This window comes from Streptomyces sp. NBC_01591, assembly GCF_035918155.1.
Taxonomy (GTDB): Bacteria; Actinomycetota; Actinomycetes; order Streptomycetales; family Streptomycetaceae; genus Streptomyces.
The window spans coordinates 1,124,147-1,150,071 of sequence record NZ_CP109327.1 but is presented as its reverse complement, the minus strand read 5'-3'; the positions used below and the strand labels follow the sequence as shown (position 1 = coordinate 1,150,071).

Sequence of the window (25,925 nt, the reverse complement as noted above, 5' to 3'; positions counted from 1 at the left end):
CGGGGCCGGATCCGCGAACCCACCTGTGGAACCACGTCGGTTCGCCGGCTTTGGTTGACTGGTCCCCATGACCTCATCAGTGTTCGAGACTGCCACTCCCGACGCGTTCGTCTACCTCGATCGGGTCGCCGCGACCGACCTGGGCCGGTCCTACAAGAAGCACATGCTCGACGAACTCGGAATCCGTCCGGGCGAGACGGTGCTCGACCTCGGCTGCGGCCCCGGCACCGACCTCGGCGCGCTCGCCGAGGCTGTCACCCAGACAGGCACGGTGATCGGCATCGACCACGACCGGGCCACGGTCGACGCCGCCAGGGACCGCACCGCGGAGCGGGGCAACGTGACCGTTCGGATGGGCGACATGCACGATCTGCCGCTGCCGGACCGCACCGCCGACCGGGCCCGCACCGACCGGGTTCTCCAGCATGTCGCCGATCCTGTCGGCGCGCTCCGCGAAGCCCGGCGCGTCCTCCGGCCGGGCGGGCGGCTCGTCATGGGCGAACCGGACTGGGAAACCCTCACGGTCGACCATCCGGACAGCGGCCTGTCGCGCGCCTACACCCAGTACGTTGCGGACGAGGCCGTCCACAACGCCCGCATCGGCAGTCAGCTCGCCCGACTGGCAACAGGCGCGGGATTCGCGGTGCCCCTGGTCATTCCGGTCACCCCCGTCTTCAGGGACGTCCGGGCCGCCGACGGAATTCTCGGTCTGGAGCGCACCGCGCGGCGTGCCATCGGCGCCGGATACTTCACCGAGGAAGCGGCACGACGCTGGCTGGATCACCTCACCGACGGGCCCTTCCTGGCGACCGTGACGTTCTACATCGTCGTGGCCGAGGCATAGGGCGTGTGACGGAAGTGGCGCCGTCCGCCCGGAGAGCCTCAGGCTGTAGGGGCGGACGGGCCGACGAGTGTGCCGGGCCGGCGAACGTACGGGGCCGGCCGGCCGGGCGAAGGGAAGAGTGGAGCGATGACGAGCGGGATCGAGGACGCCGAGGGGCGCGGGGCAACCCTGGACGTGGCCCCCGTCGGGGCGCGGGTCGGGATCAGGGCCGCGGCGCCGTCGGGGGAGCTGTCGCTGATCTGCACCCCCGCCCGGGCCCGGGAGCTGGCGGCGGCGCTCGCCCTCGCGGCGGACGAGGCCGACAGTGCGCGGTCGGCGGAGCCCTTCACCGTCAAGGCGCGCGAACTGCGTCGGGGGGACGTGCGGGACGGTGACCGGGCCATGACGGTGGACGACATCAGGGTCGACGGGTCCACCGCCCACGTCACATGGAAGTCGGGTGCCGGCCGCAGCTGGACCCAGGGCTATGACGCGGACGCCGACATCACGCTCCGGAGGCGCGCCGGGAGCCACTGACCCCGCACCTGTGGCTCCCGGGGGAGGTGAGCACCCGGTCCCGGGCGGCCCGAGTCCGTTGTACGAGAGGCATCGTAATTTGACGGGTGTCGTAGTACGGGATGTATCGTACTAGCGATCCTTCCGTACCCGTCGAAACGGAGTCCGATGTGAGTGCCCTCTTCGAGCCCTACACCCTGCGGTCGCTCGTCATTCCCAACCGGGTCTGGATGGCGCCCATGTGCCAGTACAGCGCCGCACCGGAGGGGCCGGACGCGGGCGTCGCGACCGACTGGCACTTCGCCCATCTCGCGGCGCGCGCCATAGGCGGAACCGGGCTCATCCTCACCGAGGCGACGGCCGTCAGCCCCGAGGGCCGGATCAGCCCCGCCGACCTCGGAATCTGGAACGACACCCAGGTCGCCGCGCTCCGCCGGATCACGGAATTCATCAAGGGACAGGGGTCGGTCCCCGGCATCCAGCTCGCCCACGCCGGGCGCAAGGCCTCCACGGCGGCCCCCTGGCTGGGTGGCGCTCCGGTCGGACCGGAGGCACACGGATGGACGCCGGTCGCCCCCAGCCCGCTGCCGTTCGACGACGGCCACCCCGTGCCGCACGAGCTGACCGTGGACGAGATCCGGGGCATCGTCGACCAGTTCCGCGAGGCCGCGCACCGCGCTCTCGACTCGGGGTTCGAGGTCGCCGAGGTGCACGGCGCCCACGGATATCTCATCGGACAGTTCCTCTCCCCGCACAGCAACCGGCGCACCGACGAGTACGGCGGCAGCTTCGAGAACCGCATCCGCCTCGCCCTGGAGGTCGTCGACGCGGTGCGGGAGGTCTGGCCGGAAGAGCTGCCCGTCTTCTTCCGGATCTCCGCGACGGACTGGCTCACGGAGAACGACGAGGACGAGCGTGAGGGCTGGACCGTCGACGAGACCGTGCGGCTGGCCGCTCGGCTCCAGGCCCATGGGATCGACCTGCTGGACGTCTCCAGCGGCGGAAACGCCCCGCGCGCCCGCATCGGGACCGGGCCGGGGTACCAGGTTCCCTTCGCCGAGCGGGTCAGGGCCGAGACCTCGCTGCCCGTGGCGGCGGTGGGCCTGATCACCGAGCCGCAGCAGGCCGAGAAGATCATCACCGAGGGGCGGGCGGACGCCGTACTCCTCGGGCGCGAACTGCTGCGCAGTCCGTCGTGGGCCCAGGAGGCGGCCCGCGAACTGGGCGGTGAACTCCGCAAGCCGGAGCAGTACCTCCGCGCGGTCTGACCGAGACGCCGCAAGGCCGCAAGGGCCGGTGCGTTCCGACCACAGGACCGCACCGGCCCGCCTCCCGCGCAGCAGGAGCAGGACCGCGACATGCTGCGCCACGAGTGTGACCACCCACCGGGGCGCACGTTCTGTCCATCCCCTCACGCGCCTGACCATCCCAGACCCGGGAGGTCGAGGCACCGGTGGCCCGGCCCGGCGCCTGACGCCGTCCGACCGGCGAATTCCATCCGGCAGGCGCCGAACACCGGCCGCGGCACGTGCTGTTCGTTCACTCCGCGTTCACCGGGGATGTCGTTCCCGGCGTTCCCTCCAGCCCCACGGAGATCTACGCTCAGCGGCGAATCGGTCACCGGACACTGTCACCATCCGGCCGTCGGTCAAGTGGAGACAACGTTGTCCACGCTCCTTTGGAAGGTGCTTCGCCATGCCGCCCGGATGGTTCTCCCGTAGATCGTTCTCCCGCAGGCCGTCGGCCCCCGGATCACTGCCCGCCGCAGCGACACGCTTCGCCGTGCGAACGGCCGCCGTGATCGTCACCGGCGCGCTCGCCGCCGCGGTCACGCCCCCGGCCGCCGAGGCGTCCGCCGGCCTCGTCACGCACCCCACCGCCTACGTCGACCCGCTGATCGGCTCCGCGAACGGAGGCAACACCTACCCGGGTGCCACACTCCCGTACGGCATGATCGGCTGGTCCCCGACGAGCACCAGAGGGGACCAGACGAGTACCGGCGCCGCCAACGGTTACGACTACGGCACCACCCGGCTGCGTGGGCTGAGCCTCACCCATGTCAACGGTGCCGGATGCAACCCCGGCGCGGCTGGTGACGTACCGATCATGCCGTTCGTCGGGGACGTCACCTCCTCGCCGTCCGCCGACACCAAGGACGCCGTCTACGCCGCGGACTTCTCGCACGGCAACGAGCGTGCGGTGCCCGGCCGTTACACCCTGGGAATGGACTCCGGTGCCACCGCCGACCTCGCCGTGAGCCGACGTGCGGGAGTCGCCGACTTCGCCTTCCCGGCAGGCAAGCCCGCCAACCTCCTGTTCAGAGTGTCCAATTCGCTCAACGGCAGCGAGGATGCCCAGGTCGACATCGACAGGGTGAACCGCAAGGTCACCGGTTCGGTACTCACCGGCGCGTTCTGCGGGCGCCGTGCCAACGGCGGCACCAACAACCGCAAGAGCTACTACCGGCTGTACTTCAGCGCCTCCTTCGACCGCGACTTCTCCTCGACCGGCACGTGGCACGACGCCACGCTCGCCCCGGGCTCCACCTCGGGCAGGGGCGGCGAGGGATACGCCACCGGTGCGGACCGGGCCGGCCGGGGATCGGGCGGCTGGGTCGGCTTCGACACGAGCGCGGACCGCGATGTCCACATGCGGATCGGCATCTCCTACGTGAGCCTGGCCGGCGCCGAGGCCAACCTCAGGAACGAGATCGCCCCGCGCGCCGGGGTCGACGACGTCGCGGCGGCCGCCACCCGCACCTGGGACCGTGAACTGAGCTCCGTACGCATCGGCGGAGGCGGCACCGCACAGCGCACCACCTTCTACACCGCGCTGTACCACTCCCTCATGCAGCCCAACCTGATCAGCGACACCGACGGCCGCTACCCCGGCATGGACGGGGTGCCGCACCGGGTGAAGGGGGGACAGGGGGCGCAGTACAGCAACTTCTCCGGATGGGACCAGTACCGGGCCCAGATCCAGCTCCTCGCGCTGCTCAAGCCGGAGATCGCCGGTGACTTCGCCCAGTCGCTGTACAACTTCGCGCGGCAGAACGACGGGGTGTGGGACCGCTGGGTGCACATCAACGGCGCCACGCACGTCATGACCGGAGACCCGACGGCGGCCACTCTGGCCACCTTCTACGCCATGGGCGTACGCAACTTCGACTACGAGGGCGCCTTCGAGTCCCTGGCCCGCCAGGCGACCGTGCCCGTCGACGACGGCCTCTCGGACGCGGGTTGCCCCGGTCAGTGCACCGGGCAGCGGCCCAATCTGGCGCAGTACCTGAAGTCGCACTACGCACCCCAGGACGTGTGCCACTGCTGGGGCGGGGCCGCCGAGACGCTGGAGGACGCGGTCGCCGACGACGCGCTCGGCCGCTGGGCCGGGCTGCTCGGGCGCGACGAGGAGGCGAAGTCCTTCAAGGAGCGCGGCGGCTGGTGGCGCAATGTGTTCAACGCCGAGGCCACCGACGGCGCCGGAACCACCGGCTACATCCAGGCCCGCAACCTCGACGGATCATGGCTGTCCCCGTTCGGCCCCGGCAGCGAGCGCGGCTTCGCGCAGGGCACCAGCGCCACGTACACCTGGATGGTTCCCCAGGACGTCCAGGGGCTGGCCGAGGCCATGGGCGGCCGGGACACCGCGGTGCAGCGGCTCGACGGGTTCTTCCACAAGCCCGACGGATCCTGGTCGGTGAAGGGCGGCGACCCCCTGCGCTACGACCCGACCAATGAGCCCGGCATCCACGCGCCGTGGCTGTACAACGCGCTGGGTCAACCGTGGAAGACGCAGGCGACGGTCCGCGAGATCGTCGGCACGGTGTACGGAACGGGCCCCGGCGGCCTGCCCGGCAACGACGACCTGGGCACCATGTCCGCCTGGTACGTCTTCTCGGCGCTCGGCCTCTACCCGCAGACGCCGGGCAGCGCCACGATGCTGCTGGGCGCACCGCTCTTCCCGAGCGCCGTCATCGACCGCCCGCACGGCAGGGACATCACGATCAGTGCCCCGGCCGCCGACGCCACCCACCCGTACATCGGCTCGGTCTCGGTCAACGGCCGTACCCACGACCGGTCCTGGACGGACGCGGACCTGGTCACCCGAGGGGGTTCGGTGAACCACCGGCTGTCCGAGGAGCCCGACACCGGCTGGGCCACCGACCCCTCGGACCTCCCGCGGTAGTCCTGCCCGGCAGATGGAGCAAGGCGGCGGCGAGTGCCTCCGGCCTTGCTCCATACGGGAGTTCGGCATTGTGCAAGGCGGGTTCGGCACCTCGCAGAAACCACTCGAAGACGTCTTGCCGCTCGTGTCACACCGCCTGTATAACGTTGTAAACGAGCCGCCATGCCTCCACCGCACGCCGGCGAGCGTGCCGTCCTCCCGCCAAGGAGCGTCCCGCGCATGATGATCCAGCGTCGATCCGTACCCTCGCCGTGGCCTGTCTCCTCGCCGTTACCGCCGCGCTGACCGCCTCCGGCTGCGCCAAGTCGGAGACCCTGGAGAACGCGGGGCCGATCCAGTGCGCACCGGTGCGCATCGAGCCGAGTCAGGGAGTGCCGTGGGCGTCAGCCTCAAGGACGTTGCACAACGGGCGGGCGTGTCCATCAAGACCGTGTCGAACGTGGTGAACAACTATCAGCACGTCACACCGAAGATGCGCGCCAAGGTGCAGCAGGCCATCGACGAACTCGGCTACCGGCCGAACCTCACCGCACGCCATTTGCGCAAGGGCCGCACCGGCATCATCGCGCTCGCCGTGCCGGAGTTCGGCAACCCGTACTTCGCGGAGCTCGCGGGCGCGGTCGTCGACGCGGCCGCCCGGCACGACTACACCGTCCTGGTCGACCACACCGCCGGCCTCCGCGAGAAGGAACTCCTGGTCAGCCAAGGCTTCCGGTCCCATGTGATCGACGGACTCATCCTCAGCCCGATCCATCTGGAGACCGAGGACCTCATGGCGCGCACCGAGACCGCGCCCCTGGTCCTGCTCGGCGAGCGGGAGTACGAGGCCCCGTACGACCACATCGCCATCGACAACGTGGCCGCCTCCCGCGACGCCGTACGCCATCTCATCGACCGCGGTCACCGCCGGATCGCCTTCCTCGGCTCCCGCACCGGACGCGAGCGCCAGCCCGCCCATCTGCGGCTGCGCGGCTGGCGTGAGGAACTCGCCGCGGCCGGCATCGAGCCCGACGAGTCGTTGGTCGTGGTCACCGACGGCTACGGACGCGAGGACGGCGCCAGCGCCATGGCCGCTCTCCTGGACCGGGGAGAGCGGCCCGACGCGGTGTTCGCGTACAACGACCTGATCGCCATCGGCGCCATGCGCACCCTCGCCTCACGAGGGCTCCGCATCCCCGAGGACGTCGCCGTCGTCGGCTTCGACAACATCGAGGAGAGCCTGTACGGGGCCACCACGCTCACCACCATCGCCCCCGACAAGGAAGCGATCGCACGGCTCGCCGTCGACAGCCTCGTCGAACGGCTCTCCGGCAGCCCGGTACCCGAACCACGAAGGCCCCGCCCCGGCTACCGACTCGTCGTCCGCGAATCAACCGGTCCTGGTTGAGGTACGGACCCGCCGTGCCGACCTTGCCGGGCGCCGCGTTCCTGCCGCCCAGGTCGAGGACGCAGACGCGCAGATTGCCCTTGCCGGGTGCGGCGACCGAGAGCTTGCCGTTCGGTGAGGGAGTTACCTGGGCGTGAAGGTACGTAAAGAGGTGCGGCGCGACCGGTGGCGCGGTTGCGGGAATGGCGGAATACGCCCTGGGGTTGGGACGTTCATGACTTTCTTCGTTGATGTGACCGTCCGGGGCTACGAGCTCGACACGCAGGGACACCTGAACCAGGCCGTCTATCTCCAGTACGCCGAGCACGCACGCTGGGAGCTCCTGCGCGCCGCCGGCCTGCCGCAGGACAAGCTGCTGGCCGGCGGCGTCGGGCCGGTCGCGCTGGAGACGACGGTGAAGTTCCTGCGGGAGCTCCGGGGCGGCGACCGGGTACGGGTGACCTGCCGGTTCGTGTTCGGCGAGGGCAAGACGTTCACGGCCGCGCAGCAGATCCTCAAGGAGGACGGCACCGTCGCGGCGGAGGTCACGGGCGTGGCGGGCATGCTCGATCTGACGGCCCGCAAGCTGATCGCCGATCCGGCCGGACATCTCGCCTCACTCGCCGAGCACCCGGACCTGCTCAGCGAGTGACGGACGGCGGCCGGTCGATGACCGGCCCCACCGTCCGCCGAATGCGGAAACTACGACGAGTCTCGTATTATGGAGGACCGAGCAACCCCAGGAAGTGGAGCCGTCGTGACCCCCGCCAGCGCCCCTGCCGCAAGCGCCGCCGAGGCGGGCGGTCGCGTACTCGACCACCCCGCGCGGGACGAAATCCGCATCGAAGGGGTGCTCCACGCGCTCTCCGACCCGATGCGACTGCGCATCGTCCGCGAGCTGGCCGCCGCCGATGCCGAACTCACCTGTTCCTGCTTCGAACTTCCGGTGTCCAAATCCACCTCCACGCACCACTTCCGGGTGCTGCGCGAGAGCGGCATCGTCCAGCAGATCTACCGCGGCACGGCCAAGATGAACGGGTTGCGACGAGATGATCTGGAGGCGCTGTTCCCCGGGCTCCTCGACAGTGTCCTCGACGCCACGAACCGGCAGGTTCAGCGCATCGGCGAGGACCGGTAGCCTCACGCTCCGTCCCGGCCGCCACTCCGTGCGGCGCTCAGCAGCCCCGCCCAGTCCGGGATCTTCACCCGCTCCCGGCCCAGCGACCGGCCGAGCGCCGCCTCCGCCCGCTCGATGGACAGCCAGCCGTCCCACTCCACCGGGCGCAGCCCCCATGCCCGCAGCGCGGCCACCGGGTCGGGCGCAGGCGCGCGCCGAGCGAGCAGTGGGGCGTCGTCGAGCAGCGAAGCCACGGTCTCCTTCGCGCACGACCGGTTCGAGCCGATCACCCCGGTCGGCCCCCGCTTGATCCACCCGGCGACGTACTCCCCGGGCGACGGCACCCCGTCCCGCAGCACCCGCCCCGCCAGATGCGGCACCGTCCCGCGCACCGGGTCGAAGGGCAGGCCGGGCAGCGGGATCCCGCGGTAGCCGACCGCCCGCAGCACGAGCTGCGCGCCGATGTCCTCGTACGTACCGGCATCGCGCACACCCCCGCTGCCGTCCGGCACGGTACGGGCGAACCGGACCCCGGCGACCCGGCCGTCCCGCTCCAGCAGCTCGACGGGACGCAGGAAGAACCGCAGGTGGATGGTGCGCACCGGTTGCCCGCCGCGGCCCGCGCCCTCGGGGCCGGCCGCGGCCCAGCCGCGCAGGACCTCGACATTGCGCCGCGCCGCCGCCGTCAGGGGCGGCGCGTTCGGCGGCGAGGACAGGGCGGGGACCGGCCGGGCGGACGGATCCGCGTACGCCGGATCGAGGGCGAGCTCCGCCTCGTCCACCACGACCCGGGCCTGCGGCAGACCACCCAGCTCGCGCAGCTCCTTGGTGGTGAACCTGGCCTGTGACGGGCCGCGTCTGCCTGCCATGTGGACCTCGCGCACCCGGCTGCCGGCCAGTGCGCCGAGCGCACCGTGCGGCACGTCGGTGGGGCACAGCTCCTGCGCGCTCCGCGCGAGAATCCGTGCCACGTCCACCGCCACATTGCCGACCCCGATCACCACGACCGAACGGGCCCGGAGCGCGAAGCCGTCGGCGGCCGCGTCGGGGTGTGCGCTGTACCAGGAGACGAACTCGGTGGCGGAGCAGCTGCCGGGCAGATCCTCGCCGGGAACGGCGAGAGCGCGGTCGGTCGCGGCGCCGACGCAGTAGACCACCGCGTCGTAGAGCTCGCCGAGCCGCTCGGGCGGGATCCCGTCGCCGCCCACCTCGACATTCCCGAGGAAGGTGATCCGCTCGTGCTCCAGAACGGCCCGCAGACTGTTCTGCAGAGACTTGATCTTCTCGTGGTCCGGCGCGACGCCGTAACGGACCAGGCCGTACGGGCAGGGGAGCCGGTCCAGCACATGGACCCGGACATCGGGAACCCGGTCCTGCGTGACCAGGGCCTGAGCGGTGTAGACCCCGCTGGGACCGGAGCCGACGACGGCGACACGGAGCACGGCGCACCTCTTCCCGGAGGATGCCTCCCAGCATGGCACCGGCGGGCGGAGCGGGGGAGAGGCGCGCCCGGGGCTTCGTCAGGACGACATCGTGCGCATTCTGTTGATCTCCACCGTCTGCTGCGCGACGACGTCCCCGGCCATCTCCTCGACCTGCACGTTGTTCCCCTCCGCGAGCGCCTCGGTCGCCATCGTGATCGCCCCTTGGTGGTGGGTGATCATCAGCTTCAGGAAGAGCTTGTCGAAGGCGGTGCCGTCCGCCTCGCGCAACTCCTTCAGCTGGGCCGGGGTCGCCATCCCGGGCATCGCCGAGTGATCGTGGGTGGAGGGGCGCTTCTCTCCGCCGTTGTGTTCGAGCCACCCCTCCATGGCGCCGATCTCCGGCTTCTGGCCCGCGCTGATGCGCTCGGCGAGCCGTTTGACCGAGGAGGATCCGGAGCGCGACGGGGTCAGCTCGGTCAACTCCAGTGCTTGCACGTGGTGTTGGATCATCATCTGCACGTAGCGGTAGTCGGCCGAGTTGGGGGTGTCGTCCCCGGCCGCCTTCGCGGCCTCCTCGGCGGAAAGAGTCCGTGCGGGCTCACCCGGCTTTCCGGGCGCCACCACCGAAGGCCCCCCGCCCGCCTGCGCCTTCGTACGGCTGTCACCGTCTCCCGCATCGCACGCGGCGAGGGCGAGGACGGCGGAGACGGCTGCCGCGACGAGAACGGATCTGCGTACACACATGGTCTGACGGTGGATCAACAAGCGGACCTCCATGGCCGTATGGGTGGTTGCCAACCGTCCTGACACGCTTCCGAACGGCAGTGATCGGTAACTTTCATTACGTCTCTGTTGCCATCTGTTGGGATCACGATGGCAAGGACGATACTGCCGAGGACCGTGAACCGTTCAACTACGTTCGGATGCATGGGAGGACTCAGTGATTTCGTTGCACACGAGCCCGGTGCGGCGCAGACGCCTCGGCGTGGCTACGGCAGCCGCCGGCCTGCTGGCCACTCTGCTGATGGCCGGACCCGCGGCCGCGACGCCCGACCCCGGTGACACCGGCGCGGCCCGGACCGATGTCTCCGCCGCCCAGGAAGCCGAGGCCACGGCCGCCATCAACAGCGGCGAGATACCCGGCGTGGACGAGATCGTCCACAGCGGCAACATCACCCATCTGGCCAACGTCCCGAAGGACGCGCTCAAGGGCACCAACACGGACCTGGCCTTCCAGGGGAAGTACGCCTTCGCCGGAAACTACGACGGCTTCCGGATCTTCGACATCAGCAATCCCCGGTCCCCGAAGACGGTCTCGCAGGTCCTTTGCCCCGGCTCACAGAACGACATCTCGGTCTCGGGCGACCTGCTCTTCCTGTCCACCGACTCCTCGCGCAGCGACAACTCCTGCACCAGCACCACCCAGCCCGCCACGGAGAAGTCCTCCTGGGAGGGCATGAAGGTCTTCGACATCAGCGACAAACGCAACCCGAAGTACGTCGCCGCCGTCGAGACCGCGTGCGGATCGCACACCCATACCCTGGTCCCCGAGCGCAGGAACGTGTACGTGTACGTCTCCTCGTACGCACCCAGCGCGACGTTCCCCGACTGCCGGCCGCCGCACGACGGGATCTCCGTCATCAAGGTGCCGCGCAACGCGCCCGAGAAGGCCGCGGTCGTGAACTTCCCGGTGCTCTTCCCGGACGGCGGCAACCCGGGTGCCCCGGACAACCCGGGCGTCTCGAAGACCACCGGCTGCCACGACATCACCGTGCTGCCCTCGAAGGACCTGGCCGCCGGTGCCTGCATGGGCGACGGCCTGCTGTTCTCCATCAAGGACCCGGAGAACCCGAAGATCATCGACCGGGTGCAGGACAATGTGAACTTCGCGTTCTGGCACTCGGCGACGTTCAACCAGACGACGGACAAGGTCGTCTTCACCGATGAACTCGGCGGCGGTGGCGCGGCCACCTGCAACGAGGAGATCGGCCCGAAGCGCGGCGCCAACGGCATCTACGACATCGTCGGCAGGGGTGACCACCGCAAGCTGGTCTTCCGCAGCTACTTCAAGATCGACCGCCCGCAGGCCGACACCGAGGTCTGCGTCGCCCACAACGGTTCGATCATCCCGGTCAAGGGCCGCGACCTGATGGTCCAGGCCTGGTACCAGGGCGGAGTGTCGGTGTGGGACTTCACCGACTCGTCGAAGCCGAAGGAGATCGGCTACTTCGAGCGCGGCCCGGTCAGGACCGACGCCGTCACCACGGCCGGCCCCTGGTCGGCGTACTACTACAACGGCTACATCTACTCCAACGACATCGCCAAGGGCTTCGACGTCCTGAAGCTCGACGACCGGCGGACCGACCCGGCGAAGCGGGTGCAGCTGGACGAGCTCAATGTGCAGACCCAGCCGGAGTACTTCGACCGCTGACCGGCCGGATCCTCCACCCGGCCGGCGACAGCCGGCTCCACCGCGCACCGAAGGCGTCCCGCACGGCGGACCCCCGCCCTGTGGGACGCCCGGCGATCCGGACAGAGGAGGAGGGCCGCCTCAGGCGGCGGATCTGGCGCTGCCGCCCGTCGCCGCGGCCCACTCCACCAGCAGCCGCTGGTAGTGCTCCTCGTCCTCCGGGGACAGGCAGCCGCCGGAGCGCTGCCACAGGTCGCGGATCTCTTTGTTCACCACAGCGGCAGTGCGCGTGGAATCGGAGGTGTGTGGAGAGCGGGACATACATATAGGCTAAGGCCCCGATGTGACAATCGGACCCATTGGGCGTCAGGGACATCTCTCACATGTCTGTCAGGCAACGCCCGGCACCAGTCCCAGCGTCCGCAGTCCGTCGGGCCGCTCATTCACCGGCAGATGGTGTACAAACCGCACGTCACAGCCCAGTGCCGCGGCCCCGCCGTCCGCATGCCGGTCGTCGCCGACCATCACCACATCCGCCGGATCCAGCCCGAGATATGTGCAGGCCATGTGGAAGAGCCGTGAGTCCGGCTTCTGGACGCCGTGCTCGTACGACAGGACATAGGCATCGATCAGGTCGTCCAGGCCGTGCGCCCGGAATACCGGCCGCAGGTCCCAGCCGATGTTGCTGACCACCCCGATCCGGGTGCCGCTGTCGCGCAGCGCGCCGAGCACCTCCGCCGTGTCCGGGTACGGCTGCCAGGCGGCGGGTGTCCGGTGCCGTTCGTACAGCGCGTCGTACAGGCCGGGATCCGGCAGGGCCACCTGCCGGGCCAGCCCGGTGTACGCCTCCCGGTGCAGCTCCGCGCTCTCGTCGCGGGTGGCCCACGCGGAGGAGAGCCGGGCGGGGACGTGCCGGGGAGACGGGCCGCCCGGCAGCGCCCCGGCGGCCTCCAACTCGCTCACGTACCGTTCGAAGTCGGCCTCGCCCACCGCCACCCCCCGCTCGGCGAGGACCGCGCGCAACCAGGACCGGACCGACTCGATACGGAAGAGGGTCCCGGAGAAGTCGAAGAGCACACCCTTGATCTGCATGTCTGCGATCCTCCCCGGTGCGGGGGCGGCGCGACAAGGCCGGTCGGTGCCGGTTCGGGCGGCGTTCCGCGGCCGGGCCGGCTCAGGAACAACCGGGCGTGCGCGGACCGCCGCGCCGCTCGTACCGGGCGTATCCGGCGATCGAGAAGGCGACCAGGGCCGCCCCCAGCAGCCAGCCGCCCAGCACGTCGCTCAACCAGTGCACACCCAGGTAGAGCCGGGTCAGGCCCACCCCGACGACCGAGACGAACGCCACGACCAGCGCCGTCCGCCACAGCCGGGGCCCGGTGCCGTGCCGGCGCAGCAGCCAGAGCAGCAGGCCACAGCTCACCAATGCCGTCATCGCGTGACCGGAGGGGAACGCCGCGTAATGCGCGGAGTCCACCGGGTCGGGCCACTGCGGCCGCTCCCGGCCGACCGCGGACTTCAGCCCCTGCTGCACCAGCGTGGCCAGCACGCTCGTCGCCGCGACCCACACGGCGAGCAGTCGCTCCCCGCGCCACCACAGCACCACCACGGCCACCGTGATCAGGCCGCGCATGGTCCACGGATCCCAGGCCCAGTCGGTCAGGATCCGGTTGGTGTGAACCAGGCCGGGCTCGGTCACCGCCCTGCGGTGCAGGGCGTCCGCGATGTTGCGGTCCAGCGTCATCAGCGGTGACCAGCGCACGGCGACGAGGGTCAGCACGACCAGTGCGAGGAGCGCGCAGACCGTACCCGTTCCGAAAGGTGTGACACGGGAACGGGTACGGGCTGGCGGGGAGAGCTGAGGGGACGACATGGGGCGATCTTCGCGGAAGGCCGGCGGCCCTGGCTATCGCAGCGCACTGAGTCCCGGAATGAAGGCGATCAGAAGCGGAACCACCGGGACCAGCGCGGCCGCCGCGGTCAGCCGGAGCCGACGGCCCGCGGTGAGCCGGTTTGCCGGGGTCAGCAACCGGTTCACCCGCAGCGGCAGCTGTGCGTCCGGCGCCGGGCAGGGACCGAACACGCCCCGGTCCTCGTTGAGTTCCACCAGGGCCAGGGCGATCGTCAGCCGTCCGAAACGCTTCGACGCCACATCGTCCGCGGCCAGTTCGACCAGTCGGTACATCTCGTCGCGGAACGCCGCGAACACCGGCACCTGCGGAAACCCGGTCGCGAGCGCGCCGGAACAATTCAGCAGCCAGTCGTGCCGTGCCTTCGCGTGCCCCTGCTCATGGGCCAGCACCGCATCCAGCTGACGGCCTTTCAGGCGCCTGAGTGCCGTGGTGGTGATGACCAGTTGAGGTGCGGCGCCCGGCAGCCACCAGGCATCCGGACGCTCTCCCTCCAGCACGACGAGACGGCCACTGCCGGGCTCCTCGCCGGGCATCAGCGGGGCGCGCACCAGCAATTCGGAGCGCCGCTGCCTGCGACGCACCTGGGCCCGGTGGATCTCCCGGGTCAGCATCACCGCCGACCACACCCCGCCGAGCGCCAGCAGCACGGCCATGGCGGCCGACCACCGCCCGTGCCCGCCCAAGGCGTACGCCTCCACCACGGCACGCGGGGCCGGTGCGAACACATGCCCGCGCACCGCCTGCCAGGCAGCGGCCGCGCTGAACGTCATGGAGAGCGCGAAGGAGAGCAACACCCCGGCCACCACGCACTGCCATACCCACAGCGCCACCACGGGCTCACGCTCCGGCCACCGGGCCCTGGCCATCAGCCGCGGGGTCAGGACGGCGGCCAGTGCACCGAGCAGCAGCAGTGCGAGGGAGACCAACATGACGTCAGCCTATGAGGGGCGCGGTACCCACGGGTATGGCTGTGCACGGCAAGTGACGCAGACCACGGTTTGCCGCGCCGGCTGTCTCACAGGGTGAGCAGCATCGCGAACATGGCCATCCCCATCGTCAGCCGGCAGGCGAGCGCCAGCTCGGGCCGCGTACCCCACGTACCCCCGGCAGCGCCACCGCCGCCGCCCGCCGTGGCGGCGGCCATCGGTATCAGCCGGGCGCCCGACCGCAGCACGTACACCGCGTAGTAGGCCAGCAGCAGTCCGGTCAACAAGGGCACGCCCCCGGCCGTCGCCGCGACCCCGTGACCCGTGTGCCCGCCATGTCCGCCGTGTGCCGCCCCACCGCCCGGTGCCATCGTCAGAGCCATGTAGACCATCGCCGAGGACCCGACCAGGTGGTGCAGATGGTGCCCGCTGCGCCGGGAGAACCACAGCGCGCGCAACGACGCGGCGCCGAACAGCGCCGCGTACACCACCCATCCCCACGCGGGGGGTGTCACCACGGCCGTCGGCACCGCCATGGCGGCCATGCCGAACCCCATCAGCGCCTCCGCGCGCGCTGCCCTGCGGCCCTCCCCGGTCTCGCTGCGGGTGCGCAGCAGACAGTACGCACCCGTCGTCGCGCACAACGCCATCAGCAACCAGCCCGACATCGCCGTTCCGTGCACAGCGCACCTCCCCCTGGCCGTACGACGCGGTCCCCTCGGTCGATGCCCGGTCGGGGAGTGTTGTACGCGGCGCACTGAGGTACAAGGGGAGCGCGCGGAGGGGGTGTTCCCGCCGCGCGCTGTGCTTCCGCCCCCTCGTCAGCCGAGCGTGAGGGACTTGAAGGCGCGTGCCTGCTCGGTGATGGCGCGCTCCGTGGGCAGCCGTTCCATGGACGAGGCGCCGAAGAAACCGGCGATCCCGGAGGTGTGGTCCAGGACGTAACGGGCGTCCTCGGGTTCGGCTATCGGCCCGCCGTGACACAGCACGATGATGTCGGGATTGACGCGCTTGGCCGCGTCGTGCATGTCCTGCACGGCGGTGGCGGCCTGATCGAGCGTGAGCGCGGTCGAGGCACCGATGGACCCCTTGGTGGTCAGCCCGACGTGCGGCACCAGGACATCGGCACCGGCCCGCGCCATTTCGGCGGCCTGCTCGGGGTCGAACACATAGGGCGCGGTGAGCAGATCGCGCTCGTGGGCCTGGCGGATCATGTCGATCTCCAGACCGAAGCCCATACCGGTCTCTTCGAGGTTCTCGCGGAACTTGCCGTCGTACAGTCCGACGGTGGGAAAGTTCTGTACGCCGGTGAAGCCGACGGCCTTCAACTGGTCGAGGAAGTTGCCCATGATCCGGAACGGGTCGGTGCCGCACACCCCGGCGAGCACCGGGACGTCCCGCACCACGGGCAGGACCTCGCCCGCCATGTCGAGCACGATGGCGTTGGCGTCGCCGTAGGGCAGCAGGCCCGCCAGTGAGCCCCGGCCGGCCATCCGGTACCGGCCGGAGTTGTAGATGATCAGCAGGTCGACGCCGCCGGCCTCCGCGCACTTGGCGGACAGACCGGTGCCCGCGCCTGCGCCGATGACGGCCTTGCCTGCTGCGACCTGCTCGGTCAGGCGCGACAGGACTTGGTTGCGGTTCACGGATGTACTCCTGTTTCGGTCGGTGTGTTCTCGCTGCTCAGACGTTCGGGTGCGAACGTTCCTGAGCGGTGATCAGCTGGTGGAGGTGGTCGGCGGCGGCGACGGCGAACGACGCGTCGTTGAGATGGGCACCGATCTCGCGCAGATCGACGGCGCTGCCCCGCAGGGCCGTGCGCAGGGACGCCAGCCCGGCCGCGTCGGCCTCCGGGTCGTGGAACGGGCCGCCCGGTGCGTCCACGGCGGAGACGCCGCCCAGCGGCCAGAGCACCGCCGTCGGTCCGTGCGCCGAGGCCAGCTTGTGCCCCATGGAAGCGCCGAGTTCGGCCATCTCACCGGCCGTGGTGCGCATCAGGGTGACGGTCGGGTTGTGTACGAGGAGCCGGCGTTCGGCGAAGCGTTCCGGGACGGTCTCGGCGGCGCCGAAGTTGACCATGTCCAGTGCGCCGGGCGCGACCACCTGCGGCAGGCCCGCCCGGCCTGCCGCGGTGAGCCGGTCGGGGCCGGCGCTCAGCACGCCGCCGACCAGCTCGTCCGCGAGCTCGGTGGTGGTCAGGTCGAGGACACCGGCGAGGAACCCGCCCGCGGCGAGCTTCTCCAGTGCCCGGCCGCCCGCGCCGGTGGCGTGGAAGACCAGGACCTCGTAGCCCAGCTCGTCCAGCCGCTGCCGGGCGGCGTCGACCGCGGGAGTGGTGACGCCGAACATGCTGGCGCCGATCAGTGGACGCCCTTGGGGCTCCGACCGCTTCAGGCTCCGCTCGTGGTGGATGGCCATGCCGGCCGCCGCGGCCGCCGCGTTGCCCAGGATCTGCGACGACACGGAATTGATGCCCGCCATGTCGACCACGCTGTACATCATGGTGATGTCGCTGCTGCCCACGTACGGCGACACGTCCCCGCTGGCCATGGTGGACACCAGCACCTTCGGAACGCCGATGGGCAGCGCCTGCATGGCGCGCGCGGCGATGAACGACCCTCCGCTGCCGGCCACGGCCAGCACCGCGTGCACCTGCCCCTCGCGGTGCAGATCACTGACGATCCGTTCGACACCTTCGGCCATTGCGGTCACTGCCGCACCGCGGTCCCCGGCGGCACGCAGCGCCTCCAGGCCGTGCCCGGCGCGGCGCGCGACGGCCGAGGCGTCGATGTCACCCGTCGGGGTGCCCACGGGCGCAGGCATCACTCCGGCATCGACGAGCACCACGTCGCAGCCCGATTCGCGAAGCCGCGCCGAGAGCCACGCGTACTCCGCCCCCTTGGTGTCCAATGTCCCGACGAGCACCACGGTCGCCATGTTCTTGCTCCTTTGCAACGGCGTTCTCCCGATCATGTGTGAGCCGCCGGAGGGCGGCAAAGACCACTTGAGGGCAATTGGCCTGCGGCGGGCGATGGATGATGGGGTGCATGGACCGCATTCCTCCCACCCGGCTGTCGCGTCTGCTGACCGGGTGGTCCAAGGACGGCACGGGTGCGATGCCGCAGCTGCTGGCGGAGGCGCTGCGCGAGCTGGCGCAGCGCGGAGACGTGGCACCGGGCACGGTGCTTCCCTCGCAGCGAGCCCTGGCGACGGCGCTGGGTGTCAGCCGCTCCACGGTGACGGCCGCGTACGGCCTCCTGGAGGCCGAGGGGTGGCTGGAGAGCCGGCAGGGCAGCGGCTCCCGGCTGCGGGGTTCCGGCGCGGTGGGCGAGCCCGCGACCGAGGGTCGGCTGGCCAGCTTCGGGACCAGGGACGGCGGCATCGACCTGTCCAGCGGCGCGCTGGACGGCCTGCCCGCGGTCGCCGCGGCGGTCGGCGACCTGTCCGCCGACGACCTCACCGCCGCGCTGGCCGGCGACGGCTACCTCCCGTACGGGCTGCCCGAGCTGCGCGAGGGGATCGCCGAGTACCACCGGTCGGCGGGCCTGCCGACCTCTCCGGAACAGATCCTGGTGACCGCCGGATCCCAGCAGGCCGTCTGGCTGATCACCCAGGGCCTGGTCGAGCCCGGTGACACGGTGATCGTGGAGGACCCGACCTACCGCGGCGCACTCGAAGCGCTGCGCGCCCGCGGCGCCCGGCTGGTCCCGCTGCCCGCGGACGGGGCGCACGGCGCCCGCGCACTGGAACGGCTGGCCGGCCACGTCCGGCCCCGCCTCGTCTATCTGCAGCCGTCCGTCCACAACCCCACCGGGCGCGGCATGGACGAGCCCACCCGTCGTGCCTGGGCCGCCGTACTGGCCGAACAGGGCCTGTACGTGGTGGAGGACAACGCCTACGCCGAACTGTCCCTGCACGGCGACGCCGCGCCGGTCGCCCTCGCCGGGCTGCTGCCGCCCGCCGCCACGGCCACCGTCGGCACCTTGTCCAAGCTCTTCTGGGGCGGCCTCCGGCTGGGCTGGATCCGCGCCTCCACCACCGTCATCCGCCGCCTGGCCGACATCAAGAAGTCCGTCGACCTGTCATGCCCGGTGGTGGACCAGATGCTGGCCGTGAAGCTGCTCCGACAACTGCCCGAGGCCCGGTCCCGGCGCCGCTCCCGGCTGCGCGAACGTCTGACGGAGACCGAAGAGCTCCTGTGCGACCGCCGGACCGGCTGGCGATGGGAACGCCCCGACGGGGGCTCCGCCCTCTGGGTGGAGATGCCCGGCGCCGACGCCGAGGCCACCGCCCAGCTGGCCCGCCGCGCGGGCGTACTGATCGTCCCCGGCCCGGCCTTCTCCGCCGTGGACGGCTTCCGCCACCATGTGCGGCTCCCGTTCGCCGACCACGACGGCAGCCTGGCGAAGGCCCTGCCCGTGCTCGTCGAGTGCGCGGAGCGAAGCCGCACCCCGCACTGACAGCGCCACCGCCGACCGGGCACGAGCCCGGCATGGTCCGAACGACGCGCCCTACGGGCGGTACCGCAGCGGATGGTCCGCCGGTACTTCCACCATGACGATCCGGTGCCCGTCCGGATCGCGGATCCACATCTCGACCAGACCCCACGGCTCGCGCACCGGCTCCCGCAGCACCTCGACGCCGCGGCCCGACAGCTCCTCGTGCGCCGCCCGCACGTCCGCGACCTGCATCCACAGTTCGAGACCGGGCACCGGCGGCTCGGCGGCGCGCCCGGACACCTCCAGGAAGCCCCCGCCGAGGAAGTAGACCGTGCCCCGCTCGGGGCCGGTGCCGAACTCCCGGTAGACGGGCAGCCCGAGGGACTCCCCGTAGAAGACCCGCGATCGCTCGGGATCGGCAGGGCGCAACAGGATCCGGCTGCTCAGCACATGCACCATGCGCCCGAATCTAGTTCGGGACACCCGGGTTACGCTGCTCCGGCACGGCCACAGCACGAAACGGAGAGCCATCGCCATGGACATAGCCCCCGCCCGGAACTCGGGACAGCTGACCTTCCGCGACGCGGCCGACGCCGATGTGCCCGCACTGGTGACGCTGATCGAGTCGGCGTACCGCGGAGATTCCAGCCGGGCCGGCTGGACCACCGAGGCGGACATCCTGCAGGGGCAGCGGACGGATCCGGACGGTGTTCGACAGGTGCTCGAAGCGCCCGGCAGCCGGCTGCTGCTGGTGGAGCGGGACGGTGCGCTCGTCGCCTGCTGCCAGCTCGAACACCGCGGCGACGCCGCGTACTTCGGGATGTTCGCGGTCCGTCCCGAACTGCAGGGAGCGGGGCTCGGCAAGGTGATCATCGCCGAGGCCGAGCGCACCGTCCGGGAGCGCTGGGGCGTGAGCGAGATGCACATGACCGTGATCTCCGTGCGCGAGGAGCTGATCGCCTGGTACGAGCGGCGCGGCTACCGCCGTACGGGAAAGCTCAGCCCGTTCCCGTACGGCGACGAGCGCTTCGGAATTCCGCAGCGCGACGATCTCGCCTTCGAGCTGCTGGTCAAGGGCCTGGTCTGACCGGGCCCGTGATCAGGCGGTGAAGCGGCCGGCGCGGCGGATCTCCGGGTAGTCGGTGGTCGCGCCGTCCAGCCGCAGGGCACGTGCCAGCCGCAGATGGTCCTGGGTGTTCACCACCCAGCCGATGACCTTCAGCCCCTCGGCGTGCGCCTGTTCGGCCACCTCCAGGGTGAGACGGCGGATGTTCAGTGCCAGCGTCGCCGCCCCCACCGCCTTTGCCCGGTCCACCACATCGCTCTGCCAGCGGCTCGCGATGAGCACGGTCCGTACTCCCGGCACCAGCCGGGCGATCTCGGCCACCGCCTCGTCGTGGAACGAGGACACCTCGACCCGGTCGACGAGATCGCGTCGCAGCATCACTTCGGCCAGCGCGCGGGCCGCGGCCGCGTCCTTGATCTCGGCCTGCACGGGGGACCGTACGGCGTCGAGCACCTCCTCGAAGACCGGCACCCGCTCGCCCTGCCCGGCATCGAGTTCACGCAGTTCGGACAGGGTCTTCGCGTTGATCGGCCCCTTGCCGTCCGTCGTACGGTCCACGTCGGCGTCGTGCATGACGGCCAGTGCGCCGTCCTTGCTCAGATGAAGGTCCAGCTCGATCGCGTCCATTCCGGCCCGTTCCGCGTGGACGAACGAGCGCAGGGTGTTCTCCGGCTCGACACCCATCACTCCGCGATGTCCGATGGTGAGAAAAGACAAGGCAACCCGCTTCCGTCGACGGCGTCTTCCCGCGTGCGGCCCCTACCCACGAGGCACTACGGCATTACGGCAATTCGGCAGCCTAACGGCCTCCGGGGCGGAGCGAAGGGCGGACACCGGCAGCGCGCGCCCGGCCGACGGAAGTGGCTGCCCGGTGCGTTCCGAACGGGAAAAATCGCGGTGACCATGGGGGGTCCGCAGGATAATTTTCTGGGGCCCACTTGTCTCAAGGAACCGCACATGGATACGGTTGCTTAACGCGAGGTTCTCCCGTGGAGGAAGTGTGATGACGGAAATTCTTGTGCACGACGTCGCCGCAGGCGGCATAGCTACGGACCGGCGGGTGGTCGATCATCCCGGCTGGCCCGCGCTCAAGAATGCCGTGGAGGAGATCCGCCCCTGGCAGTCGAAGGACGGTTCCATCGACTTCGAGGCCGAGGGTGCGCCGTCCCCGGAGGCCGCCCGGTCGACGCTCGACCGCGTGATCGCCGCCGTCGAGGAGCTCTCCCCGCTGCTGCCGCACGACGCCGCGTACCACCGCGCCCTTGCCGAGGACCTGCGCCGCTGGGCCACGGACGGCTTCGGCGTGCCGGACTTCCTCGACTCGCTGCTCGCCTTCCAGCCGGCCAAGGACCGCACCGACGGGCTGCAGCACCTGGTCGTCTTCGCGATGTACACGCAGAACGGCAACCCGGACCGCAACCTCGAAGCGGTCGTGCTGCGGATGGTCTGGCCCGAGTGGCTGGCCGAGCTCGAAGCGACCCGCTACGACAACCCGCTGTTCTGCGGCATCACCTTCGAGGACTTCACCGCGGGATACGACACCAACTCCGCCGTGCTCTTCCCGGAGACCATCGCCGTGCGCGAGGCCCCCGAGCGCTTCAGCTGGGGCGGCATCTTCTGCGACCGCGAGGCGGCCCGCTTCCGCCGGGTCACCGAGGCGTCGGTCGAGCTGCTCGGCGTCGAGCTGCCCGACGACATCCGGGAGATGGTCGCCGACCAGCAGCGCTGCGAGCAGGCCTTCGTGCTCTGGGACATGGTCCACGACCGCACGCACAGCCACGGCGACCTGCCGTTCGACCCCTTCATGATCAAGCAGCGCCAGCCGTTCTGGATGTACGGCCTCGAAGAGCTGCGCTGCGACCTCACCGCCTTCAAGGAGGCCGTGAAGCTGGAGGCCGACGGCTTCGCCCAGGGCCGTGACGTGCAGTACGCCGTGCTGTTCGACCGGATGTTCCGCTTCCCCGTCACCGGCGAGCGCGTCCGGAACTACGACGGCCTCGGCGGCCAGCTGCTCTTCGCGTACCTCCACAAGCACGATGTGGTCCGCTGGACCGACAACACGCTGAAGATCGACTGGGACCGGGCCCCGCAGATCACCAACCAGCTCTGCGCCGAGATCGAGAAGCTCTACCGCGACGGCATCGACCGCCCCAAGCTGGTCCACTGGTTCGCCGCGTACGACCTCGTCTCGACCTACCTCGCCCCGCACCCGGGCTCCCGCTGGGCCAAGGGTCCGGACGCGCTGGACCTGTCGCAGCCGCCCCGTAAGCTCGTCGACGATGTGCTTCCTGACGAGTTTCCCCTGAGCATGTTCTATGAGGCGCTCTCCAAGAAGCTGAAGAACGTGATCGCCTCGACCAAGGGGATCACCGCCGCGGATGCCGAGCGGGCAGCCGCGTGAGCGCCGGGTCTGAGGAGGCGGTGGCCATGAACGCAAACGGCAGGGGCAACGGGAGCGGTGCTCTCGAAGGTGCCGTGGTCGCGGTGGCCGGGGCCGCGGGCCCGGCCGGCCGGGCCACACTGATGAGGCTCGCCGAGGCCGGTGCGACGGTCGTCGCCTCCGACGCGGACGCCGCCCGCCTGGCCGAGGCGGTCGACGCCGCGCGCTACGCCCACGGCGGCGCCACCGTCACCGGTGACACGGTCGATCTGCTGGACCTCGGTGCCACCCGTGAATGGGCGGACAAGACCGAGAAGGAATTCGGCCGGATCGACGGCCTGGTCCACCTCGTCGGCGGCTGGCGCGGCAGCGCGAGCTTCGCCGAGACCGACCTCGCCGACTGGAACCTGCTGGAGAAGCTGCTGATCCGCACGGTCCAGCACACCTCACTGGCCTTCCAGGAGGGTCTGCAGCGCAGCGACCGGGGTCGCTATGTGCTGATCAGCGCGGCCGGGGCGAGCAAGCCCACCGCGGGAAACGCGGCCTACGCCGCGTCGAAGGCGGCGGCCGAGGCCTGGACGCTCGCGCTCGCGGACGCGTTCCGCAAGGCGGGGGGCGACGAAGGGCCGAGGACCGCGGCTGCGATCCTGATCGTCAAGGCACTGGTGCACGACGCGATGCGCGCCGAGCGCCCCAATGCGAAATTCGCGGGCTTCACCGACGTCAAGGAGCTGGCCGATGCCATCGCCGGCGTCTGGGACCGGCCCGCCCCGGAAGTGAACGGAAAGCGCCTGTGGCTGACCCCACAACCGTAAGGACCGACGCGCGGCGCCATCACGACCCGCAGATCCGAGGCTTCGCCAGCGACAATTACGCGGGCACGCACCCGGAGATCCTCGCGGCCCTCGCCCTCGCCAACGGCGGTCATCAGATCGCCTACGGCGAGGACGAGTACACCGAGCACCTCCAGCGCGTCATGCACAGTCACTTCGGCCCCACCGCCGAAGCCTTCCCGGTGTTCAACGGAACCGGTGCCAACGTCGTCTCCCTCCAGGCGATGACCGACCGCTGGGGCGCGGTGATCTGTGCCGAGTCCGCCCATATCAATGTGGACGAGGGCGGCGCTCCGGAGCGGGTGGGCGGCCTCAAGCTGCTCACCGTGCCCACCCCGGACGGCAAGCTCACCCCCGACCTCATCGACCGGCAGGCATACGGCTGGGACGACGAGCACCGCGCCATGCCGCAGGTCGTCTCGATCACCCAGAACACCGAACTGGGCACGGTCTACACACCCGACGAGATCCGCGCCATCTGCGACCACGCCCACGGACACGGCATGAAGGTCCATCTGGACGGGGCCCGGATAGCCAACGCCGCGGCGTCGCTGGACGTACCGATGCGTACGTTCACCAACACCGTCGGCGTCGACGTGCTGTCCTTCGGCGGTACGAAGAACGGGGCGATCTTCGGCGAGGCCGTGGTCGTCCTGAACCCGGACGCCGTCCGTGCCATGAAGCACCTGCGCAAGCTGTCGATGCAGCTCGCGTCGAAGATGCGCTTCGTCTCCGTACAACTGGAGGCGCTGCTGGCCGGGGACCTCTGGCTGCGCAACGCCCGGCACGCCAACGCGATGGCCCAGCGGCTCGCCGAGGGCGTGCGGGCGGTGCACGGCGTGGAGATCCTCCACCCCGTCCAGGCCAACGCTGTCTTCGCCCGGCTGCCCCACGAGGTGAGCGAGCGGCTGCAGAAGCGCTTCCGCTTCTACTTCTGGGACGAGGCGGCCGGCGATGTGCGCTGGATGTGCGCCTTCGACACGACGGAGGACGACGTCGACGCGTTCGTCCTCGCTCTGAAGGAAGAGATGGCGAAGTAGCCAGAAGTGAATAGATATGCGGTCGACTGGAAGGTCATTGACTCCTGGTCGGCCGCACATCTACGCTCGGCGACCATGGAGCTGATCCAGCAGGTCCCTGAACTCTCCGCTTACCTCGCTGCCGACGAGGTCATCGACCACGAGCATCCGCTGGTGCGGGAGACGGTCGCCGAGCTCCGTGGCGACACGGCCGACGCATATGCATACGCATCCGCCGCCTATGCCTTTGTGCGCGACGCCATCGTGCACTCTGCCGATTCCGGCGACATGCGGGTCACCTGGCGCGCCTCCGACGTCCTCGCGACGCGCAACGGCATCTGCCATGCCAAGTCCCACGCCCTGGCCGCCCTCCTGCGCGCGGCGGGCATCCCGACCGCTCTCTGCTACCAGGCCCTCGCCGACGACAACGGGGAGCCCGATCCCGTGCACGGGCTGATCGCGATCCGGCTGCCCGGCCGTGACCGCTGGTACCGGCAGGACCCCCGCGGCAACAAGCCCGGTGTCGACGCGCAGTTCTCGCTCGACGAGGAGCGGCTGGCCTGGCCCGTCCGCCCCGAGGCCGGCGAGGTGGACTACCCGCTCCTGTACGCGGCCCCGCATCCGGCGGTGCTGCGCGGCCTGCGGTCCGCCGGGGACCGCCCGCGGCTGTGGTGCACTCTTCCCACGGCGCTCTGAGCCGGGGAGACGTCACCCCGGGGGCGGATCAATGCCCGGCTCCCCGGAGTGACGTTTCGGCCGCGTCAGCTCTTCTCGCGCACCTCGGCGGGGGTCGGGGCCGTACCGCCGAGGTGGGCGGGCACCCACCAGGTGTCGCTCGCGTCCTTCGGGCGTACGGGATAGGCGCGCTGGGCCGCCTCCAGGAGCTCCTGGACCCGCTCCCGCAGCCGTCGGGTGATCGCGCCCGCGTACTGGTCGGTGGGTGCCTCCACCGGCTCGCCGACCCGGATCGTCACCGGCACGTGGTTGCGCTTGAAATTGCGCGGCCTGCCCTTGGTCCACACCCGCTGCGTCCCCCACAGCGCCATCGGGATCAGCGGTACGCCGGCCTCCTGGGCCAGCCGGGCGGCGCCCGACTTGAAGCTCTTCAGCGTGAACGACTCCGAGATGGTGGCCTCGGGGAACACGCCGACGATCTCGCCGGAGCGCAGCGAGGCGAGCGCGTGCGCATACGCGTCCTCGCCCTGCTTACGGTCGACGGGGATGTGCTTCATGCCGCGCATCAGCGGTCCCGAGACCTTGTGCCGGAAGACCGATTCCTTCGCCATGAAGCGGACGAGCCGCTTCTGCGGCAGGGCCGCGAGCCCAGTGAAGATGAAGTCCAGATAGCTGATGTGGTTGCTTACCAGTACCGCGCCACCGGTCTTCGGGATGTGCTCGGAACCCTGAGTGTCGATCTTCAGGTCAAGCGCCTTGAAAAACGTACGAGCGGCGCCGATGACCGGTCGATAGACGAGTTCTGCCATCTGGGGAAGACCCTTCTTCAGCGC

26 protein-coding genes are annotated in these 25,925 nt (G+C 70.6%); 14 read left to right on the top strand and 12 right to left on the bottom strand.

What is annotated here, in order from left to right; all coding sequences use genetic code 11:
* The first annotated feature begins 67 nt into the window (after positions 1-67).
* From OG978_RS05545 to OG978_RS05510, 7 genes are all read left to right on the top strand, one after another.
* Positions 68-844 (top strand): methyltransferase domain-containing protein, encoded by a 777-nt coding sequence (locus OG978_RS05545; RefSeq protein WP_326764109.1) that lies wholly within the window; start codon positions 68-70, stop codon positions 842-844.
* Positions 845-970: 126 nt separating this feature from the next.
* Complete coding sequence (locus OG978_RS05540; RefSeq protein WP_326764108.1) at positions 971-1,360, top strand: hypothetical protein; 390 nt, start codon at positions 971-973, stop codon at positions 1,358-1,360.
* A gap of 149 nt (positions 1,361-1,509) precedes the next feature.
* A complete protein-coding gene (locus OG978_RS05535; protein ID WP_326764107.1) occupies positions 1,510-2,607 on the top strand; it encodes an NADH:flavin oxidoreductase/NADH oxidase in 1,098 nt (365 codons plus the stop codon).
* A gap of 427 nt (positions 2,608-3,034) precedes the next feature.
* Positions 3,035-5,524 (top strand): GH92 family glycosyl hydrolase, encoded by a 2,490-nt coding sequence (locus tag OG978_RS05530; protein WP_326764106.1) that lies wholly within the window; start codon positions 3,035-3,037, stop codon positions 5,522-5,524.
* A gap of 376 nt (positions 5,525-5,900) precedes the next feature.
* A complete protein-coding gene (locus OG978_RS05520; protein ID WP_326764105.1) occupies positions 5,901-6,911 on the top strand; it encodes a LacI family DNA-binding transcriptional regulator in 1,011 nt (336 codons plus the stop codon).
* 214 nt (positions 6,912-7,125) lie between these two features.
* Positions 7,126-7,542, top strand: a complete 417-nt coding sequence (locus OG978_RS05515) for an acyl-CoA thioesterase (RefSeq protein ID WP_326764104.1) — start codon at positions 7,126-7,128, stop codon at positions 7,540-7,542.
* A 105-nt stretch (positions 7,543-7,647) separates the two neighbouring features.
* On the top strand, positions 7,648-8,028 hold the full coding sequence (locus OG978_RS05510; protein ID WP_326764103.1) for an ArsR/SmtB family transcription factor: 381 nt from the start codon (positions 7,648-7,650) through the stop codon (positions 8,026-8,028).
* A 2-nt stretch (positions 8,029-8,030) separates the two neighbouring features.
* On the opposite strand, the gene OG978_RS05505 is transcribed toward OG978_RS05510, so the two are convergent.
* Together OG978_RS05505 and OG978_RS05500 are read right to left on the bottom strand one after the other, a co-directional pair.
* Positions 8,031-9,449 carry an FAD-dependent oxidoreductase gene (locus OG978_RS05505; protein WP_326764102.1) on the bottom strand — a complete coding sequence of 473 codons (1,419 nt, stop codon included), beginning with the start codon at positions 9,447-9,449 and terminating at the stop codon, positions 8,031-8,033.
* A gap of 78 nt (positions 9,450-9,527) precedes the next feature.
* Positions 9,528-10,175, bottom strand: coding sequence for a DUF305 domain-containing protein (locus OG978_RS05500; protein ID WP_326764101.1), 648 nt, complete (start codon positions 10,173-10,175; stop codon positions 9,528-9,530).
* A 196-nt stretch (positions 10,176-10,371) separates the two neighbouring features.
* On the opposite strand from OG978_RS05500, the gene OG978_RS05495 reads away from it, so the two are divergent.
* Positions 10,372-11,862 (top strand): LVIVD repeat-containing protein, encoded by a 1,491-nt coding sequence (locus tag OG978_RS05495; RefSeq protein ID WP_326764100.1) that lies wholly within the window; start codon positions 10,372-10,374, stop codon positions 11,860-11,862.
* A 120-nt stretch (positions 11,863-11,982) separates the two neighbouring features.
* Here the strand turns inward: OG978_RS05495 and OG978_RS05490 are convergent, their stop codons facing one another.
* The 7 genes from OG978_RS05490 to OG978_RS05460 form a co-directional block, all read right to left on the bottom strand.
* Positions 11,983-12,162, bottom strand: a complete 180-nt coding sequence (locus tag OG978_RS05490) for a hypothetical protein (RefSeq protein ID WP_326764099.1) — start codon at positions 12,160-12,162, stop codon at positions 11,983-11,985.
* Between the two features lie 69 nt (positions 12,163-12,231).
* Positions 12,232-12,933, bottom strand: a complete 702-nt coding sequence (locus OG978_RS05485) for an HAD family hydrolase (protein WP_326764098.1) — start codon at positions 12,931-12,933, stop codon at positions 12,232-12,234.
* Between the two features lie 82 nt (positions 12,934-13,015).
* Positions 13,016-13,714, bottom strand: coding sequence for a phosphatase PAP2 family protein (locus OG978_RS05480; RefSeq protein WP_326764097.1), 699 nt, complete (start codon positions 13,712-13,714; stop codon positions 13,016-13,018).
* Positions 13,715-13,747: 33 nt separating this feature from the next.
* The gene (locus OG978_RS05475) at positions 13,748-14,683 is read right to left on the bottom strand and encodes a M56 family metallopeptidase (protein ID WP_326764096.1); all 936 of its coding nucleotides are present in this window, start codon (positions 14,681-14,683) and stop codon (positions 13,748-13,750) included.
* Positions 14,684-14,769: 86 nt separating this feature from the next.
* Entirely contained in the window at positions 14,770-15,363 is a 594-nt protein-coding gene (locus OG978_RS05470) for a DUF5134 domain-containing protein (RefSeq protein ID WP_326764095.1), read from the bottom strand.
* Between the two features lie 138 nt (positions 15,364-15,501).
* Entirely contained in the window at positions 15,502-16,326 is an 825-nt protein-coding gene (locus OG978_RS05465) for a phosphoenolpyruvate hydrolase family protein (protein ID WP_326764094.1), read from the bottom strand.
* A gap of 37 nt (positions 16,327-16,363) precedes the next feature.
* Complete coding sequence (locus OG978_RS05460) at positions 16,364-17,617, bottom strand: Tm-1-like ATP-binding domain-containing protein (RefSeq protein WP_326764093.1); 1,254 nt, start codon at positions 17,615-17,617, stop codon at positions 16,364-16,366.
* A gap of 110 nt (positions 17,618-17,727) precedes the next feature.
* On the opposite strand from OG978_RS05460, the gene yczR reads away from it, so the two are divergent.
* A complete protein-coding gene (gene yczR, locus OG978_RS05455; protein ID WP_326764092.1) occupies positions 17,728-19,140 on the top strand; it encodes an aminotransferase-like domain-containing protein in 1,413 nt (470 codons plus the stop codon).
* Positions 19,141-19,191: 51 nt separating this feature from the next.
* Here the strand turns inward: yczR and OG978_RS05450 are convergent, their stop codons facing one another.
* Positions 19,192-19,578 carry a VOC family protein gene (locus tag OG978_RS05450; RefSeq protein WP_326764091.1) on the bottom strand — a complete coding sequence of 129 codons (387 nt, stop codon included), beginning with the start codon at positions 19,576-19,578 and terminating at the stop codon, positions 19,192-19,194.
* Between the two features lie 76 nt (positions 19,579-19,654).
* Here OG978_RS05450 and OG978_RS05445 point away from each other — a divergent pair, with 76 nt between their 5' ends.
* Positions 19,655-20,206 carry a GNAT family N-acetyltransferase gene (locus OG978_RS05445; protein WP_326764090.1) on the top strand — a complete coding sequence of 184 codons (552 nt, stop codon included), beginning with the start codon at positions 19,655-19,657 and terminating at the stop codon, positions 20,204-20,206.
* A gap of 12 nt (positions 20,207-20,218) precedes the next feature.
* On the opposite strand, the gene OG978_RS05440 is transcribed toward OG978_RS05445, so the two are convergent.
* Positions 20,219-20,869: a glycerophosphodiester phosphodiesterase gene (locus OG978_RS05440; protein ID WP_326764089.1), complete on the bottom strand. Its 651-nt coding sequence runs from the start codon at positions 20,867-20,869 to the stop codon at positions 20,219-20,221.
* 319 nt (positions 20,870-21,188) lie between these two features.
* Between OG978_RS05440 and OG978_RS05435 the strand changes: the two genes are divergently transcribed.
* From OG978_RS05435 to OG978_RS05420, 4 genes are all read left to right on the top strand, one after another.
* Positions 21,189-22,586, top strand: coding sequence for a DUF6421 family protein (locus OG978_RS05435; protein WP_326764088.1), 1,398 nt, complete (start codon positions 21,189-21,191; stop codon positions 22,584-22,586).
* Positions 22,587-22,612: 26 nt separating this feature from the next.
* On the top strand, positions 22,613-23,380 hold the full coding sequence (locus OG978_RS05430; RefSeq protein WP_326764087.1) for an SDR family NAD(P)-dependent oxidoreductase: 768 nt from the start codon (positions 22,613-22,615) through the stop codon (positions 23,378-23,380).
* A complete protein-coding gene (locus OG978_RS05425; RefSeq protein ID WP_326764086.1) occupies positions 23,359-24,438 on the top strand; it encodes a threonine aldolase family protein in 1,080 nt (359 codons plus the stop codon). The genes OG978_RS05430 and OG978_RS05425 overlap by 22 nt, the downstream gene beginning before the upstream one ends.
* Positions 24,439-24,513: 75 nt before the next feature.
* Entirely contained in the window at positions 24,514-25,113 is a 600-nt protein-coding gene (locus OG978_RS05420) for a transglutaminase domain-containing protein (RefSeq protein WP_326764085.1), read from the top strand.
* A gap of 65 nt (positions 25,114-25,178) precedes the next feature.
* Here OG978_RS05420 and OG978_RS05415 read toward each other — a convergent pair whose 3' ends face one another.
* Entirely contained in the window at positions 25,179-25,901 is a 723-nt protein-coding gene (locus OG978_RS05415) for a lysophospholipid acyltransferase family protein (RefSeq protein WP_326764084.1), read from the bottom strand.
* Positions 25,902-25,925 lie beyond the last annotated feature (24 nt).